Origin of the sequence: Deinococcus proteolyticus MRP (assembly GCF_000190555.1) — a bacterium.
Taxonomy (GTDB): Bacteria; Deinococcota; Deinococci; order Deinococcales; family Deinococcaceae; genus Deinococcus; species Deinococcus proteolyticus.
In genome coordinates this window covers 1338466-1353147 of the sequence record NC_015161.1, presented here as the reverse complement: position 1 = coordinate 1353147, position 14682 = coordinate 1338466, and the positions used below count along the sequence as shown (strand labels likewise).

Annotated in this window: 20 protein-coding genes; 7 read left to right on the top strand and 13 right to left on the bottom strand. The window is 66.7% G+C overall.

The window, feature by feature from the left end; all coding sequences use genetic code 11:
• Positions 1–73: 73 nt before the first annotated feature.
• The 5 genes from rplT to DEIPR_RS06440 form a co-directional block, all read right to left on the bottom strand.
• Complete coding sequence (rplT, locus tag DEIPR_RS06460; protein WP_013615036.1) at positions 74–445, bottom strand: 50S ribosomal protein L20; 372 nt, start codon at positions 443–445, stop codon at positions 74–76.
• Positions 445–651: a 50S ribosomal protein L35 gene (gene rpmI / locus DEIPR_RS06455; protein ID WP_013615035.1), complete on the bottom strand. Its 207-nt coding sequence runs from the start codon at positions 649–651 to the stop codon at positions 445–447. Before rpmI ends, rplT begins: the two co-directional genes overlap by 1 nt.
• 160 nt (positions 652–811) lie before the next feature.
• Positions 812–1195, bottom strand: a complete 384-nt coding sequence (locus tag DEIPR_RS06450; RefSeq protein WP_013615034.1) for a VOC family protein — start codon at positions 1193–1195, stop codon at positions 812–814.
• A 54-nt stretch (positions 1196–1249) separates the two neighbouring features.
• Positions 1250–2167: a manganese efflux transporter MntE gene (gene mntE / locus DEIPR_RS06445; protein ID WP_013615033.1), complete on the bottom strand. Its 918-nt coding sequence runs from the start codon at positions 2165–2167 to the stop codon at positions 1250–1252.
• The gene (locus tag DEIPR_RS06440; protein ID WP_013615032.1) at positions 2164–2601 is read right to left on the bottom strand and encodes a M67 family metallopeptidase; all 438 of its coding nucleotides are present in this window, start codon (positions 2599–2601) and stop codon (positions 2164–2166) included. Before DEIPR_RS06440 ends, mntE begins: the two co-directional genes overlap by 4 nt.
• A gap of 44 nt (positions 2602–2645) precedes the next feature.
• Here DEIPR_RS06440 and DEIPR_RS06435 point away from each other — a divergent pair, with 44 nt between their 5' ends.
• The 3 genes from DEIPR_RS06435 (at position 2646) to DEIPR_RS13915 (ending at position 6646) form a co-directional block, all read left to right on the top strand.
• On the top strand, positions 2646–6038 hold the full coding sequence (locus DEIPR_RS06435; protein ID WP_013615031.1) for a DNA translocase FtsK: 3393 nt from the start codon (positions 2646–2648) through the stop codon (positions 6036–6038).
• Between the two features lie 84 nt (positions 6039–6122).
• A complete protein-coding gene (locus tag DEIPR_RS13920; protein ID WP_013615030.1) occupies positions 6123–6362 on the top strand; it encodes a hypothetical protein in 240 nt (79 codons plus the stop codon).
• Between the two features lie 35 nt (positions 6363–6397).
• Positions 6398–6646, top strand: coding sequence for a hypothetical protein (locus tag DEIPR_RS13915; protein ID WP_013615029.1), 249 nt, complete (start codon positions 6398–6400; stop codon positions 6644–6646).
• Between the two features lie 15 nt (positions 6647–6661).
• Here the strand turns inward: DEIPR_RS13915 and DEIPR_RS06430 are convergent, their stop codons facing one another.
• A complete protein-coding gene (locus tag DEIPR_RS06430) occupies positions 6662–7267 on the bottom strand; it encodes a TetR family transcriptional regulator C-terminal domain-containing protein (protein WP_013615028.1) in 606 nt (201 codons plus the stop codon).
• A 10-nt stretch (positions 7268–7277) separates the two neighbouring features.
• Positions 7278–7811, bottom strand: a complete 534-nt coding sequence (locus tag DEIPR_RS06425; RefSeq protein ID WP_049775086.1) for a hypothetical protein — start codon at positions 7809–7811, stop codon at positions 7278–7280.
• Between the two features lie 182 nt (positions 7812–7993).
• Here DEIPR_RS06425 and truB point away from each other — a divergent pair, with 182 nt between their 5' ends.
• The 4 genes from truB to trmD all read left to right on the top strand — a co-directional run bounded on the left by truB (position 7994) and on the right by trmD (position 10822).
• Positions 7994–8941, top strand: coding sequence for a tRNA pseudouridine(55) synthase TruB (gene truB, locus DEIPR_RS06420; protein ID WP_013615026.1), 948 nt, complete (start codon positions 7994–7996; stop codon positions 8939–8941).
• 110 nt (positions 8942–9051) lie between these two features.
• Positions 9052–9393 (top strand): KH domain-containing protein, encoded by a 342-nt coding sequence (locus DEIPR_RS06415; RefSeq protein ID WP_013615025.1) that lies wholly within the window; start codon positions 9052–9054, stop codon positions 9391–9393.
• Positions 9390–9989 (top strand): ribosome maturation factor RimM, encoded by a 600-nt coding sequence (gene rimM, locus DEIPR_RS06410; RefSeq protein ID WP_013615024.1) that lies wholly within the window; start codon positions 9390–9392, stop codon positions 9987–9989. The genes DEIPR_RS06415 and rimM overlap by 4 nt, the downstream gene beginning before the upstream one ends.
• Positions 9986–10822 carry a tRNA (guanosine(37)-N1)-methyltransferase TrmD gene (trmD, locus tag DEIPR_RS06405; protein ID WP_013615023.1) on the top strand — a complete coding sequence of 279 codons (837 nt, stop codon included), beginning with the start codon at positions 9986–9988 and terminating at the stop codon, positions 10820–10822. Before rimM ends, trmD begins: the two co-directional genes overlap by 4 nt.
• On the opposite strand, the gene DEIPR_RS06400 is transcribed toward trmD, so the two are convergent.
• The 6 genes from DEIPR_RS06400 to DEIPR_RS06375 form a co-directional block, all read right to left on the bottom strand.
• Positions 10819–11847: a hypothetical protein gene (locus DEIPR_RS06400; protein ID WP_013615022.1), complete on the bottom strand. Its 1029-nt coding sequence runs from the start codon at positions 11845–11847 to the stop codon at positions 10819–10821. The genes trmD and DEIPR_RS06400 overlap by 4 nt on opposite strands.
• 17 nt (positions 11848–11864) lie before the next feature.
• Positions 11865–12566: a 7-cyano-7-deazaguanine synthase QueC gene (gene queC / locus DEIPR_RS06395; RefSeq protein ID WP_013615021.1), complete on the bottom strand. Its 702-nt coding sequence runs from the start codon at positions 12564–12566 to the stop codon at positions 11865–11867.
• Positions 12567–12568: 2 nt separating this feature from the next.
• Positions 12569–13279, bottom strand: a complete 711-nt coding sequence (locus DEIPR_RS06390) for a 7-carboxy-7-deazaguanine synthase QueE (RefSeq protein WP_041221976.1) — start codon at positions 13277–13279, stop codon at positions 12569–12571.
• Positions 13280–13409: 130 nt separating this feature from the next.
• Positions 13410–13820, bottom strand: a complete 411-nt coding sequence (locus tag DEIPR_RS06385; RefSeq protein WP_013615019.1) for a 6-pyruvoyl trahydropterin synthase family protein — start codon at positions 13818–13820, stop codon at positions 13410–13412.
• Positions 13820–14287: a preQ(1) synthase gene (queF, locus tag DEIPR_RS06380; RefSeq protein ID WP_013615018.1), complete on the bottom strand. Its 468-nt coding sequence runs from the start codon at positions 14285–14287 to the stop codon at positions 13820–13822. Before queF ends, DEIPR_RS06385 begins: the two co-directional genes overlap by 1 nt.
• A 199-nt stretch (positions 14288–14486) precedes the next feature.
• Complete coding sequence (locus DEIPR_RS06375; RefSeq protein WP_013615017.1) at positions 14487–14672, bottom strand: hypothetical protein; 186 nt, start codon at positions 14670–14672, stop codon at positions 14487–14489.
• Positions 14673–14682 lie beyond the last annotated feature (10 nt).

Here is a 14682-nt window from a genome sequence, read left to right as displayed (position 1 = left end):
CCGGCCAGCGCCCACCAAACCCCCATTCAAAAAAACCGCCCCGGAGGGCGGCTGCCTGACGCTGAGCAGGGGCTCAGGCGGCTTTTTGGCCTTCACGGGCCTGCTTGGCGGTGTCCACCAGGGCCTTGAAGGTTTCGGGTTCACGGGCAGCGATGTCGGCCAGCACCTTGCGGTTCAGGTCCACGCCAGCCACCTTGAGGCCGTTCATGAAGGTGGAGTAGTTCATACCGTGCAGGCGGGCGCCGGCGTTGATACGCTGAATCCACAGGCGGCGGAAGTCGCGCTTCTTGTTGCGGCGGTCGCGGTACTCGTAGGTCGCGGCGTTCAGCAGGGTCTGGAAAGCATTGCGGTACAGCTTGGAGCGGGTACCCCAGAAGCCCTTGGCGCGCTTCAGGACCTTCTTGTGGCGGCGGCGGCGGATGATACCGGTCTTAGAGCGAGCCATTATTTACCTCCTGCGTAAGGCTTCATCGCCTTCATACGGGCCCATTCGCTCTTGGCCAGCACGAAGCCCTTGCCCTTGCCGCGAATCTCGTTGCCGCTCTTGCCGGTGTTCTGGTGGCGCTTACCACTCTTGAACGCCATCACTTTGCCGGTGGCCGTGATCTTGATCCGGCGCACCGCGCTCTTTTTGGTCTTCATCTTGGGCATAGTTCTCCTTGGTAGGCGGCTCAACACGCGCAGCGCACGGTTGCCGTCCGGGGGGCAGGCCACTTCAGGCTTTTGGAAAAGCTGGGTTTTGAAGTCGTTAGGTGCCTGTCTTGCACCCCACTTTGCCAACTGAGAATTGTAGCGCCCCGGCAGCGGCGGTTCAAGTCGGCTTGGATGGATGTTGCCCTTCCACGATTTCCAGTCGGTTGCCCCAGGGGTCATCCAAAAAGATGCGTGCTACGCCAGCTTCAGCGTCAGCTTGATGGGGGATGCCGTGCCTGCTTAGGTGTGCCGAAATTTGGTCTAACTGCTGACAGCGTAGGCCTGGATGCCCTTTCTTACGCGGCTGAAAGTCTGGGGTCACGCCGATATGCAGTTGCCTTCCGTCGGGCAGGCCAAACCAGCAGCCACCCCGGGCCGCCAGGGCTGGAGGCTTGCTCAGCTCCGGCAAACCCAGAATATCGCCGAAAAAGTGGCGTGCAGCGGCTTCGCAGTCAGCGGGAGCCTCAATCAGCACGTGATCCAGTCCGGTCAGGAGGGTCATGGCCTTAGCTTAGGACTAAGCCGTAAGGAGGTGTTGTCACTAAGCGGGGTACGCCTAAAGCACCAGCACGCCGCTGTGCTTGGCCTGGTCCTGCGGCTCCACGTGAATGGTCACGCGGGCGCCTTCCACTTCGGCTTCCAGCACCTCTTCCAGCCGGTCACAGATGGCGTGGGCTTCTGCGACCGTCATGCTGCCCGGCACGACCAGGTGGAACTCAATAAAGGTCAGCCGCCCAGCCGTGCGGGTGAGCAGATCATGGGCTTCTAGGGCTCCAGCGGCGTGTTCGGCCACCAGCTCGCGGATACGGGCCTGGGTTCCCGCGTCGGCGCCGGCGTCCATCAGGCCGCCCACCGAGTCGCGCATCAGGTGCCAGCCGCTCCAGAGGATGTTCAATGCCACAAGGCAGGCCAGCAGCGGGTCCAGCACGTGCCAGCCGGTCAGCCGTGCCAGCCCCACGCCGGCCAGGACCCCCACCGACGACACCACGTCGCTCATCAGGTGCTTGCCGTCGGCGAGCAGGGCCGGGGAGCGGTGCTGGCGACCCGCTGCGAGCAGCCGTGAAGCCCACACTCCGTTGATGACCGAAGCCACCACGCTCAGGGCCAGGCCCAGCGGGGGCAACTCCACCGGGGCCGGGCTGAGCAGCTGCGGCCCCGCTTCCCACAGGATGGCCAGGGCCGCCAGGACAATCAGCACGCCTTCAAGCACTGCGCTGAAATATTCGGCCTTGGAGTGACCAAACGGGTGGTTGTCGTCGGCGGGGCGGGCGGCCACCCGCAGCGCAATCAGGGCGGCGGCGGCGGCGGCCACGTTGATGATGCTTTCCAGCGCGTCCGAATACAGGGCCAGCGAGCCGGTCAGCAGGTAAGCCGCCCACTTGAGGCCCAGCACCAGCGCGGCGATGCCCACACTGGCCCAGGCCAGCCGGGTCAGCCGGGCCGGAGCAGCGTGGGTGGGAGAGGCGGCAGTCACGTCCGCCAGGGTAGCAGCCCGGAGGCGGGAAGCAAGGCCACCTCGTCCCCGCCCGGCAGCACAAAGGCCCGCAGCGTGCCCGCCCGCAGGTCGGCAATCAGGTAGGGCACGTCGTACCCGGCGCCGGCGCGGTCGGCAGCGCTGGGAGTTTGCGGGCCCTGCGGGTGGCTGTGGAAGATTCCGCACAGCTCCAGCGCACCGGCGCGAAAAGCCCGGAGTGCCCGGAGCAGCGCGGCAGGGTCGGCCTGATACTCCACCTGCGGGCGGGCCGCAACGTTGGGCAGCGGGAGGTAGACCTGCGCCTGCCCGCCGCCCGCCTGTAGCTGCCCGCCAAGCACCCCCACGCACTCACGTGGCGCTTCGGCCTGGGCGTGGGCCCACATCTCCCGGCGCAGCGTGGCCGGGAGCTCAAGAAAGGGAAGGACAGCCGGCATAAAGGAAGGATACGCCCCTTTCTCACCCGGCGCGGGGCCCTGATATGCTGCCTGACGTGTCGAAGGCCCGTAGCGCTCCGGGGCGCAAGCCCAAATCTGCCGCCCGCCAGCCGGCGGTGCCCGCTTCCCGCTTTCCTCTGGACAGCGAAGCGGCCGGCCTGCTGCTGATTGCCCTGGGCCTATTCCTGGCCCTGACCCTGCTGCTGCCGCTGCTCGACTCGCTGGCCGCCGGCCGCCTGACCGACCAGCGGCCAGCCGAAGGGCTGAACCTGACCGGCACGGTACGCGATTTCTTGGTGCAGTGGCTGGGCTGGGCCGCTTATCTGCTGCCACTGGTGCCGCTGGGCTACGGCGCCCTGATTTTCAGCGGGCGTTCGCTGCGGGGCTTCAGCCGGCGGCTGCTGGGCGGCCTGCTGCTGGCGCTGGCCGTCTCGCTGCTGCTGGCTCCCTTCTGGCCGGCGGTGTCGGGGGCGCTGGCCACTGGCCTGCTGCGCCCGGTGCTGGCGGTCATTGGGCTGGCGGCATTGCTGCTGCCGCTGGCCCTGGCATTGCTGGGGCTGGACCTGCTGCGCGGGCAAGCCCCCCTAAGCCACTTCCGGCAGGTGGGTCGGGGCTTTAGCCGCGCCGCTGTGACCGGAGCCGACCGGATGGGTGACTTGGTGCAGGAGCGCCGTGAGGGGCGCGAGGTCGCCCGTGCCCGCAGCGCTCTGCGCGGTGAACTGCGCCGGCATCTGTCGCAGCTGCGCAGCCTGCTGGACGTGCGGCCCGAGCACGCCGAGATGAAGCTGCAAGACACCGAGGTGCGCGGCGTGCTAGCCGAGGTGCGCGGCCTGTCCGAGGCGGACGTGGCACACTATGCGGCCAGCCTGAAGGGCTGGGACCGGGCGCTGGAAGACGCCACCGTGCAGGAGCTGGACGCCCTGCGGGCCCGCCTGAATACCGAAGCAGAGGCCGCCGCAGACGTACCTGCACAGATAGAGGCCCAGGCCGCCGCTGTCCGGGCCGGACGCTGCGAACTGGGCACCGAGCTGCACGCCACCCAGGCCAGTGCTGCGCTGGACACCGTGCGCCGCAGTCTGGTGGGTGAGCTGACCCGCCTCTCACAGCGGGCTGGCCGGCTGGAGCGGGCCCGCAGCGCAGCCGACGCGCAGCTGGCCAGGGCAGCCAAAAGTGGCAAAAAAGCCCCCACGCTGGCGGCCCGCCTCAAGCTGCTGAGCCGCGAAAGCCGCGCCCATGACGGGCGCCGGGAAAGCTGGCAGAGCCTGTCCGAGAGCTGGGCCGACTGGCAGACCCTGGAGCCGCTGTTTGCCGGCTGGCCTGACCTGGCGGCCGCTTATGACCGTTCGCCCAGCGAGGAGGCCGCCGAGGCCCTCGCCAAGGCCCTGGCCGCCCAACCGCTGGACACCCTCCGTGAACGGGCTGCCTGGGCAGAGGCACTGCAGGACGGGACGTTTCCGGCGCCGGTGGGCAGCCTGCCCGGGAGTGCAGCCTCCCAGCCTGTCCCGGAGAGTGGGCCTGACCGCGTGACCGCTGCTCGCCCTGCTGCGCCTGCCTCTGCGTCGCCCGCCCATTCTGTGCCGCCTGGTTCTGGGCCGGCTCCTGCATCGGCTCCTGCCCGGTCCCGGCCTGTGCCCGCACAACCGGCCCCCCCTGCCTTCGACTTTGCTGCGGCCGAGCTGGAAGAGCTGGAGCGCCCCGCGCCCCGTGCCCGGCAAGTCTCCCTGCCCAGCCATGAGCCGGCCTCCGGTGCCCCTGTGAATGACGGCTCCATGAACGACAGCTCCGCGAACGACAGTTTCGGGGACGACAGCTTTGCGGACGACTGGCAACCTCCCGCCCCGCCTGCCCAAGCGGTTCAGCGCACCGCCGACACGCCCCCCTGGGAAGGCTCCCGCGTGGGAGCGGCCCGCTCCACTCTGAGCGTGCATTCCGCGCCTGAAAGCCCTGCGCCGTATGAAAGGCCGCAGCCCAAGCAAGGAGCGCTGGAACTGGCGCTGCCGTCGACCGACCTGCTGGACCCCATCCCCGCCGCGGCACTCAACACCGCCGCGCTGGACGTGTCGGCGCGGCAGCGGGCGGCGCTGATTGACGAGACCCTCTCGCAGTTCGGCTTGCAAGGACGGGTGGTGGACTTCGCCCGTGGTCCCACCGTCACCCGCTACGAAATCGAACCCGCACCCGGCGAGAAAATCAGCCGTATCGCGTCTCTTTCCAACGACCTGGCCCGCGCTCTGGCGGTGGCCGGGGTCCGCATTGAAGCGCCTGTACCGGGCAAAAGTGTCATTGGTCTGGAAGTGCCCAACGCCGACCGCGAACCCGTGACCTTTCATCAGGCGGTGGCCTCGCCCTCGTTTCAGCGCTCGAAAGCGGCGCTGCCCATCATCCTTGGCAAGAGCATTGACGGCGAGCTGCTGGTGGGCGACCTCGCCAAGATGCCGCACCTGCTGATTGCAGGCAGCACGGGTTCGGGCAAGTCGGTGTGTGTGAACACCCTCATCAACTCGCTGCTGTACCGCTTCTATCCGCAGGAGCTGAGATTCCTGATGATTGACCCCAAGATGGTGGAACTGACGCCCTACGACGGCATTCCGCATCTGGTGCGCGGGGTGGTCACCAATCCGATGGACGCGGCAGGCGTGCTGCTCGGCGCAGTGGCCCACATGGAGCGCCGCTACAAGATGATGAGTCAGGTGGGGGCCAAGAACCTGGGGCAGTTCAACGCCAAGATGCGCCAGACCGGCGAGCCGGAATTGCCGCACCTCATCATCATCATTGACGAGCTGGCCGACCTGATGATTACCAGCCCCAAGGAAGTGGAAGCGGCGATTATGCGGCTGGCGCAGATGGCGCGGGCCACCGGCATGCACCTGGTGCTGGCGACGCAGCGGCCCAGCGTGGACATCCTGACCTCGCTGATTAAGGTGAACGTGCCTGCCCGCGTGGCCTTTGCGGTTAGCAGCGGCCACGACTCGCGCACCATTCTCGACTCGCTGGGGGCCGAGCGGCTGACCGGCATGGGCGACATGCTGTTCTACCAGCCGGGCCTGATTAAGCCAGTCCGCCTGCAAGGGCCATTCATCAGCGAGGAAGAATCGGTGCGCGTGACGGGGCTGCTCAAGCGGATGATCTTTGAGGACGCCTTTGTGGAAGCCTACGGCGCGGACTTTGACGGGGCTGTGAGAGCCGAAGGCCCCGGAGCCGACCCCTCCAACATGGACTTTTCAGACCCCTATCTGCGGCAGGCCGCGCAAATCGTGGTGGAAGAAGGTCAGGGCAGCGTGTCGCGCCTCCAGCGCCGCCTGAGTGTGGGCCACGCCCGCGCCGGCAAGCTGATGGACATGCTCGAAGCGATGGGCATCGTGAGCAAGCACCAGGGCAGCAAGCCGCGTGACGTGCTGATTACCGAGGCCGATTTGCCGGAGTATTTCGGGCGCTGAGGGGGGGAATTCGGGTCTACCACATGCTAGGGTCAGCCCATCAAAGCGGCTGATGCCCTCGCCACTCTGCTGCTGTGTAGCGGTATGGCTCTGGCCGTGCCTGCTCACGCCGTAGAGGGGCCGCCGGTGTTTGCAGGCGCGGCAGCGTGGCCTATCGTGCCGTCTACCCGCTGTCCCAACCTGTGGCACGCTGTCTCGGTCCGGCAGGCCAGTGACGGCCAGTCGGCGCAGCTTTACCACTACGGCGCACAGTTGCAAACGGGTCAGCCCTTGCAGGCGGGAGCTGCTGGAAAGGCAGGCTGGATGGTGACCTCTTTATCCTGACCCGCCACACGTCCACTTCTGCCGAAGGAGCAGTCATGGTGCAGTACCGTGGGCGGACCACCGTGCGTCCCCGCAGGCTGGGCGTGCCGAATGTTCTGGCGTTTCCGGGCCGGGCCGTCTGCTCCCCGCCGAATCAGGCCAAAGGGGTCATATATGGGTTGGATATCGCTACTGGCCGTCCAGCCGCTGTGGGAGTCTGCCCGCAGTCGGTGGGGAGCCTCCGTGTCCTTGGCCTAAGCGAAAGCTATCCCTCCGGCTACGGCGTGCGCCGCCTGGATACTTGAGCGGTTGCCGACTGGTCAGGGAGCGGAGTCGCCCGTGGCCGCTAAGCCCAGCAACGCCCGCACCCCGCTCTCACATTCCCGCCGGTACGCTTCCAGGTCCGGGGCTGCATCCGCCACGAAGCGCAGGCTGAGGCCCTCCACCAAAGCCCGCAGCTGCCGGGCGCGGGCGTCGGCACCGTCGCTGGCGCCCAGCCGAGCCAGTTCCAGGTCCAGCGCGTGGGTCTGGGCCAGAAACTCGCGCTGCACGGTCATCAGCGCGGGGTCGTGGGTGGCGGCGCTCTGAAAGTCCAGCCACACGGTATAGAAGCGGCGGGTGTTCTCGACGCCGTAGAACTGGTTTTCCACGTAGGCCCGCAGTTTGGCTTCGGGGGTGCCGGCCTGCCGCAGCGCCCGGCGGGTGGCGGCGGTCATGGTGCGGGTAAAGCGCTGCATGGCCGCCGTCAGCAGGCCCGCCTTGGAGCCGAAGTGGTACATCAGCGTGCCCCGGCTCACTCCGGCCTCGGCGGCGATATCGGCCAGGGTCACCGCGTGGTAGCCGCGTTCGAAGATGGCCTGATACGCCGCTCCCACCAGTGCGGTGCGGCGCTGCCGGTCCTGAACGGGGTCTACCCGGCGGGCCATACCGCTGCCCTCATCCGGCGCTGAACTCGACCCAGCGGGCCAGGTCCGGCCAGCAGGCCGCCGGGGCCGGAGCTGCGCCCGCAGCCTGCTGATTCAGTGGCCTTGCCGAGACGGTCTGGGCGCGGGTGCTGGCAGTCACGGTTCGCAGTACGCCGCCCTGGGACAGATACAGCTGTGCCACCTGCGCTTCACCCTGGGCGCTGGGATACACATAGGAGGCGAACAGCCCCCACACGGCCCCACGTGCCACCGGGCGCACCTGAATGTCACGCACGCCCTGACGGCTCAGTCCCTCCCTGAGTGCACCTGAGAGCCGCACTGCCGCAGCGTGGTCGCGCAGCACCGGAAAGGCCTGCCCGCGCCGCTCGGCCCGGTAGGTGCACTGTCCTGCCGGGTCGGCCCACTGACCGGGAGCGACCTGTGCCCAGCCGCCCTGGCCTGTCTGTGCTGTGCCTGTCTGCCCTGTGCGTACCTGTATCGGGGTTGTCTGTGTGGGGGCCGCCTGCACGTGAGCGGGGAAAGCAGCCAGTGCAGACAGCGTCAAAACAGACGGAAAACAACGGAAGCGCACGCCCTGCATCCTAGAGCATGGGATGGTCTGGGGAGCCGAAGGAGGGCCAGGGACAAGGGTCTGGGCAGGACTTCTGGCCTCCAGACGGAAGGCGGAAAGAAATTTCCGTAGCTTCCAGCCCCCACCTGCTTCTCCGTCCCCGTACACTGTCCCTCATGCCTGTATTTGCCGTGGACAAACCGCTGAACCTCACTTCTCACGATGTGGTGGGCCGGGTACGGCGGCTGCGTGGCACGCGGCGGGTGGGCCACACCGGCACGCTGGACCCGCTGGCGACGGGGGTGCTGGTGGTGGCGGTGGAGGACAGCACCAAGGTGGTGCAGTTCATGGAGCGCGACTCCAAGGATTACCTGGCCTGGATAAGCCTCGGCGCAGGCACGCCCACCCTTGACGCCGAAGGCCCGGTTGAGGTGCAGGCCCCCGTCCCGCCGCTGACGGCTGAAGCGGTAGAGGCCGCGCTGGCGCAGTTCGTGGGCAATATCGAGCAAGTGCCTCCGCAATATTCGGCCATTCAGGTGGGCGGCGTGCGGGCGTACGACGTGGCGCGGCGGGGGGGCACGCTGGACCTGCCCGCGCGGCCCGTGACCATTCACCGCCTGGACCTGCTGGGTAGTTACCCCACCCTGGCCGAGGCTCCAGCTCACGTCAGCCGGGGCGCGGACGGCTGGCAGCCTGACCCCGCTGGCCGCCCGGTGCCCCTGCCGCCCGCGCTGGGCGACTTTCCGACGCTGCTGGTGCGGGCGTCGGTGGGCAGCGGCACCTATCTGCGCTCGCTGGCACGTGACCTCGGTGCGGCGCTGGGCGTGCCTGCCCACCTCGCGGGACTGCTGCGGACCCGTGCAGGCCGCTACGACCTGGCGGACTGCCTGGAGCTGGACGCAGTTGCAGAAGCCGCAGGCCACAGCGACCTGAGCGCCCTGCCGTTTGAGGTGGTAGAGGTGCCCGCGCAGACCGCCACCGAGCTGAGGCAGGGCAAGCGCCCCCGCCGCCCCGAAACCGGCCGTCTGACCGTGACCCACGCGGGCGAGCTGGTGGCGGTGGTGGACGGTGACGGCGCACAGTGGAAAGTTGTGCGGGCCTGGGCAGGGGAGAAGGAGGGCTGATGGATGACAGACGCTGGACGCTGTCCCAGAGTCTCCCGCCAGGCGTTCAGCCCCTTAGCCCTTTTGACCCGACCATCCACCGTCCCTACCCCCCTTGCTAAACTGGCCGGATGAACCGCGACACAGACTATTCTTTCGGCCCCCAAGCGGGCGAGCCGGACATTGACGTGGCCGAGCTGGTGGAGTTTCTGGCCGGGCAGGTGGTGGACGACCCCGCCGGCGTGCAGGTCAGCCGCCAGGGCCAGACCCTGCTGATTCGGGTGGGCGAAGGCGAAGAAGGCCGCCTGATCGGCCGTCAGGGCCGTGTCATTCAGGCCATTCGCACGCTGGCCCGCAGCGCCACACCGCCCCGCGCCCGCCTGAACGTGGACCTGGACGGTCCGCGTAGTGCACAGGGCAGCAGTGCACAGGGTAAGGGCGGCTTCCAGGGCCGCCGGGAGCGCCGCTCTTGACCGCTACCAAAAAGGCCCCTGAGAACACCACCCGCGTCGGCTATTTTCTGGGGCCGCAGGGGCTAAAAGGTGGCGTGAAACTGTTCGTGCTGGGCGAGGCTGAGCAGTTGGTGGACCTGCCCCGCGTGTGGGTGGAAGGCTGGGGCTGGCTGAAGCTGCGCCGCGCCGAGCTGCTGTACCCCGGCATCGCGCTGCACCTCAGCGGTATCGAGACCCGCGAGGCCGCCGCCGACCTGCGCGGAGCCAATGTCTACGCCCACGACGACGAGTTGCCCGCACTGGAAGAGGGCAGCTACTACTACCACCAACTGCGCGGCCTGCCCGTGCTGGATAGCGCTGGCGAGCACCTAGGCGAAGTGGTAGACGTGATGGACATGGGCCATCAGGACCTGCTGGTGGTATCGCATGACTACGGCGAGTCGCAGGTGCCGCTGCAAGCGCCTTACGTGCTGATTGAAGCGGGCGAGGACGGCGAACCTGCCCGCGTGCGCCTGACCGAAGACACCCCCGCTGGCCTGCTGGGCGACGACGATGATTACGACGAGCACGACGACTACGACGACGCTGACGATGGCGCGGAGGACGCAGGCGAGTGACTACGCCCGCCCTGACTTTTTCCGTCCTTACCCTGTTCCCCGAGCTGCTGCGCCCCTTTGCCAGCGAAGCCCTGCTGGGCAAGGCGCAGGCGCGGGGGCTGGTGGATGTGCGGCTGCATGACCTGCGCGACTGGGCCGCCAACAAGCACCACAAGGTAGACGACACCCCCTACGGCGGCGGCGCGGGCATGGTGATTCGGGTGGATGTGGTGGCCCGCGCCCTGGACGCTCTACGTGCCGAGCGACCTATTGATGAGGTGGTGATGCTGACCCCCGCCGGTGAAACCTTCCGTCAGGCCACCGCTGAAGCCTGGGCCGCGCAGGGGGGGCACTGGGTCATCCTCTGCGGGCGCTACGAGGGCTTCGATGCCCGTGTGGAGCGGCTGGTGACCCGCGAGGTCAGCATCGGTGACTTTGTGATGATGGGCGGTGAAGCGGCGGCGGCCTGCATCATGGAAGCGGTGTCGCGGCTGGTCCCTGGGGTGCTGGGCGCGGAGGCCTCGCATCAGGACGATTCCTTCAGCTCGGGCCTGCTGGATTACCCCGAGTACACCCGCCCGCCCGAGTGGGCAGGGGAGGGCGTACCCGCCGTGCTGCAAAGCGGCAACCACGCCGCTATTGCCGCCTGGCGGCGGGCGCAGGCACTGGGCAAAACCTACCAGCGCCGCCCCGACCTGCTGCCCACCGCTGGCCTGACCCCGCTCGACAGCGCCGAACTGCTCAGGCTGGGCGCGACAGCGGAGCAGTTGCAGGGCTGGAACGCCCCCGAACCTCCTGCGCCCAAGCGGGGGAAGAGGCGGCAAAAGACCGAACCGTCAAACGAAGGTGATTAACCGTTTTTCCTGATTTGTCTCAGGTAATGGCCTATCTCACCCACGGTGCGCTGTGCCTGCTCCGAGTTGTGCTGATTGCCTAACTCGCGGGCCGCCTGCCGCACCTGACCAAGCTGGGTAGCCGCTGCGCGGCCCACTTCACTGCTGGCTGAATGCTGCCGAATAATGGCAATAAGTTCCTGCTCGTAGTCGGCTAGAGAATTCAGGATGATGTCGTCTCGACCTAGCGGCTGTTCTTCTTTAACCATAACCGTTTGCTGGTTTCTCATCCATGAAATGCTTAGGGCAATCGCTGCCCCGAAAAGGCCGGCTACCACAGAACGGAACAGCAAAAGCAGCGAGAAGGCTGCAGCCAAGGCAAGCGCGAAATCAGCAGCTTCCAGCGGCTTTCTCAACGTTTTTTGCACGCTGACCAACTGCTGAGCGGGCCGCGAAATCTCCGGCTCTAGGCTGGCGGCTGGCAGTTGCTTGAGAACCGTGGTCGGCGGGGAGCTGCTCACCGTCAGAGATGGGGGCGGGGCGGGCCTGAACTGCACGGGAGCAGGACTGCTGATCTGCGGCTGGCGGAGTTCAGGGACGTCTCCTGCCAACTTGCTGGCGATTCTCTCTAAAGTTCTGGCAAGGCTGTCGCGGACCTCATCGCTAGCGACGATGTAGGCCAGATTGAGTTCCAGTACGGTGCCTTTAGGCTTCTGGTAGGCAGGTAAGGGTTTGAGCAGAGCTGTATCCAAGCTCCTGAAGTCCACCGCCTGAACCTGACTGTCTCTCGTCAGGGCCAGGAACGGCCTGATTTCGACCTGCCTGCCTACAAGAATAAAAGCCAGTTTGAGGTAATAGTTTTGCCTGGACTCCTTTTTCAGGGCCGTGAACCGCTTGAGCGTATTCAGCAGCGTTGGGTCAGCAGACGCAGGCAGCAGAGTGGGCTGATAAGTGCCACGGGCTACGGCCTTGACCAGTTCCTTAAGCTGACTCTTGTGGGAGGGAGAAAGCTGCTGAGCGCTGTAGAGCAGGTCTTCGTGGGGCATAGCGGCCCCATTATTCCTTAAACCCCCAGCCGCCCCCGCCCTACCCTGGTCATCAGTTCGGGGTGCCCCGCGCTCAACAGGGCTTCGTCGCGGATGCGGCAGCTATCGCACAGGCCGCAGGGTTCGCTGCCGCCGCTGTAGCAGCTCCAGGTCAGGTGCACAGGCACGCCTACTTCCAGCGCCGTGCGGACGATGTCCACTTTGCTCATTTCCAGCAGTGGGGCCACCAGCCGTGCGCCGCGTCCTTCGCGGCCTGCCACAGTCGCCAGGTCCGCCAACGTCTGGTAGGCCGCCAGGTAGTCGGGGCGGCAGTCGGGATAGCCGCTGTAGTCCACGGCGGTGATGCCCAGGTGCAGGCTGCCCGCGTCTATCGCTTCGGCCAGGGACAGGCCCACCGCGATAAATACCGTGTTGCGCCCAGGCACATACGTGGGGGGAATGACCCCGTCAGGCGTGGCTTCCTGCGGCACAGCCAGGCCTTCGTCGGTCAGGGCGCTGCCGCCGAAACTGCCAATGTTGATATCTACCACGCGGTGAGCGGCTCCGAAGTGCGCGGCAATCTGCGCGGCCCGCTCCAGTTCCACCGTGTGGCGCTGGCCGTAGCGAAAGCTGAGTGCGGTGGCCTCCAGCCCGCTCCGCACCGCCAGGCCCAGCACGGTGCTGGAATCCAGCCCGCCCGACAGCAGCACCACGGCGCGGGGGTTCGTCGTTTCCGTCATCTCTAGTACCCTAACCTTTCGTTGCCGCCCAGTGGAATGAGGCGCTTGTCGCTGTGCTCGTCAAGGTCGTCGGCGCGGTAGAGCTTGTGCATCTGGTAGCCCGCCCGCAGCCTTGGGTCGGCCTTGACCGCCTCCGTAATCGCGTTCAGCACCCGCATCTCCCGCTCACGGGCACGGCTCCATTCGGGGTGCAGCCAAATCACCGCGTCATCCCGCAGGCCGTCCAGCGTCGCCAGGCCTGCCGCAATGTCCTGCGGCTCATGCACGATGATTTTGACCTCGTCGGCGTGGGCCACCACTTCGGGGAGCGGCCATTTCTGCGTGGGCTTGGGCGACAGCGTGACCCAGTCCAGCTCACCCCGTAGCGGCGCTATCCCGCTGGTTTCGATATGCACGCGGCGGCCTATGGCGTGCAGCGCGTCCGTCAGCGGGGCCAGGTCGAACAGAATCGGCTCCCCCCCCGTGATAATGACCACCGCACCAGCTGGACTCTCGGCGGCAACAGCGTCAGCCAGCGCTTGTGCGTCCATCAGTCCTACCGATTCGGGGCGGTACTCCGGGTGCCAGGTGCCCGCGCTGTCGCACCAGGGACAGTGTTGTGGGCAACCGTACAGCCGAATAAAGTACGCCGCCCGCCCCAGGTGAACGCCTTCGCCCTGCCAGGTGTAAAAGCGCTCGTAGACGGGATATTTAGGCTGCTTCGCAGCGTCCAAGGGTCTAAGGGTCGAAGAGTCTAAGACCGCATCCCCCTTAGACCCTTCGACGCTTAGACCTTTAGACTCGCCCTCGGCGGCGGGGTGCCCCGCCACCTCATTCACCCCTCGCTTCGCTGGCAAGGGCGATTCACTCCCAGTACTCACAGCACGACTCCGGCGTTTCCCACAGGAAGACCCGCAGGTGCAGGTCGGCACCGTCGTCGCCTTCAGCTAGGTTTTCGCGGATGCGGCGCATGGTTTCGCGGTGCAGGAACGCAGCGATGACTTCGGCGGTGGTGTCGCTGCCGAGGTCGGGGTGCTCGTTCAGGAACATGTGGTCCAGGCCGCCCTGCTCCACGTCCTTTTTGGCCCATTTCAGGCTCTTGAAATCCGCCACCATGATGTCGCGCTTCACATGGGCGCTGGGGCGCAGGCGGTCACTTTGCAGCTCCATTCGCACGCGGTAGGTGTGCCCGTGCAGCCGTCCGCAAGGGCCGTCGTAGCCCTCGATGATGTGGGCCGAGTCGAAGGTGAATTCGGTAGACAGCTTCCAGGGCATTACTGGGCCTTCTGCTCGGCGGTTTTCTGGTCTTCGGCCACGTAGTTCGCCTTGACCACCGTGCGGATGCCGCCGCGCAGGCCGTAGTCGCAGTCAATGCTCAGCCGCAGGGGGTCCAGCAGCTTCACCAGGTCGGCCAGCACGCGGCGGGTGGCGTGCTCGTGGTAGATGCCCACGAAGCGGTAAGAGGTCAGGTAATACTTGAGGCTCTTGAGTTCCACGCACTTTTCGCGCGGCACATAGCGGATTTCCAGCCGTCCGAAGTCGGGCAGGCCGCTCCAGGGGCACACGGGGCTGAATTCGTCGGTGGTAATCACGATTTCGCTGGGTTCGCCGGGGTAGTCCACGGGGTCGTCCTCGCGCACGGCGGGAAAGGTGTCCAGCACGGCCACGTCGATCGCGTCCAGGCCCTGCACGTCGTAGCGGCGGTCAAAGCCATTGCAGTCTTTTTGCATCTGTCCAGTCATGGGGTTTCCTCCTGAGCGCCTTGCTCACGTTCATCTACACGGCGGCGCAGTACGGGCAAAACAGGCCCGCCCGCCGCCCAGTCTACGGGCCGCACAGTCTATGCGGAAGGGGAGAGCCGGTACTGTGGTGCTGGACGCCCGGCAGGCAAAACAAAAAAGCCGGGGCACACAATCGGCCTCGGCTTTGGGGTGGGTACGCTCAGAGAGCGGTGGGGTCGGGGAAGTCCTGGGCTTTTTCGGCCTGGTCTTGCTCGTTGCCCTTGAGCAGCTCGGCGGAGCCGGCTTCGCCCACCTTGGGAGCAGCGGGCTGAGCCTCGCTGTCGGGGCGGCCAGTGGTCTGGTCCATGTTGTCGGCGGTGGTGGAACGGTCTCCAGGATCAGTCATGCTTCCAGTT

Excerpts from the sequence above, each read along its gene's own strand:
- rplT (WP_013615036.1), bottom strand. The coding sequence starts at position 445 with ATGGCTCGCTCTAAGACCGGTATCATCCGCCGCCGCCGCCACAAGAAG.
- rpmI (WP_013615035.1), bottom strand. The coding sequence starts at position 651 with ATGCCCAAGATGAAGACCAAAAAGAGCGCGGTGCGCCGGATCAAGATC.
- DEIPR_RS06450 (WP_013615034.1), bottom strand. The coding sequence starts at position 1,195 with ATGACCCTCCTGACCGGACTGGATCACGTGCTGATTGAGGCTCCCGCT.
- DEIPR_RS06440 (WP_013615032.1), bottom strand. The coding sequence starts at position 2,601 with ATGCCGGCTGTCCTTCCCTTTCTTGAGCTCCCGGCCACGCTGCGCCGG.
- DEIPR_RS06435 (WP_013615031.1), top strand. The coding sequence starts at position 2,646 with ATGCTGCCTGACGTGTCGAAGGCCCGTAGCGCTCCGGGGCGCAAGCCC.
- DEIPR_RS13920 (WP_013615030.1), top strand. The coding sequence starts at position 6,123 with ATGGCTCTGGCCGTGCCTGCTCACGCCGTAGAGGGGCCGCCGGTGTTT.
- DEIPR_RS13915 (WP_013615029.1), top strand. The coding sequence starts at position 6,398 with ATGGTGCAGTACCGTGGGCGGACCACCGTGCGTCCCCGCAGGCTGGGC.
- DEIPR_RS06430 (WP_013615028.1), bottom strand. The coding sequence starts at position 7,267 with ATGGCCCGCCGGGTAGACCCCGTTCAGGACCGGCAGCGCCGCACCGCA.
- truB (WP_013615026.1), top strand. The coding sequence starts at position 7,994 with ATGCCTGTATTTGCCGTGGACAAACCGCTGAACCTCACTTCTCACGAT.
- DEIPR_RS06415 (WP_013615025.1), top strand. The coding sequence starts at position 9,052 with ATGAACCGCGACACAGACTATTCTTTCGGCCCCCAAGCGGGCGAGCCG.
- DEIPR_RS06400 (WP_013615022.1), bottom strand. The coding sequence starts at position 11,847 with ATGCCCCACGAAGACCTGCTCTACAGCGCTCAGCAGCTTTCTCCCTCC.
- queC (WP_013615021.1), bottom strand. The coding sequence starts at position 12,566 with ATGACGGAAACGACGAACCCCCGCGCCGTGGTGCTGCTGTCGGGCGGG.
- DEIPR_RS06385 (WP_013615019.1), bottom strand. The coding sequence starts at position 13,820 with ATGCCCTGGAAGCTGTCTACCGAATTCACCTTCGACTCGGCCCACATC.
- queF (WP_013615018.1), bottom strand. The coding sequence starts at position 14,287 with ATGACTGGACAGATGCAAAAAGACTGCAATGGCTTTGACCGCCGCTAC.
- DEIPR_RS06375 (WP_013615017.1), bottom strand. The coding sequence starts at position 14,672 with ATGACTGATCCTGGAGACCGTTCCACCACCGCCGACAACATGGACCAG.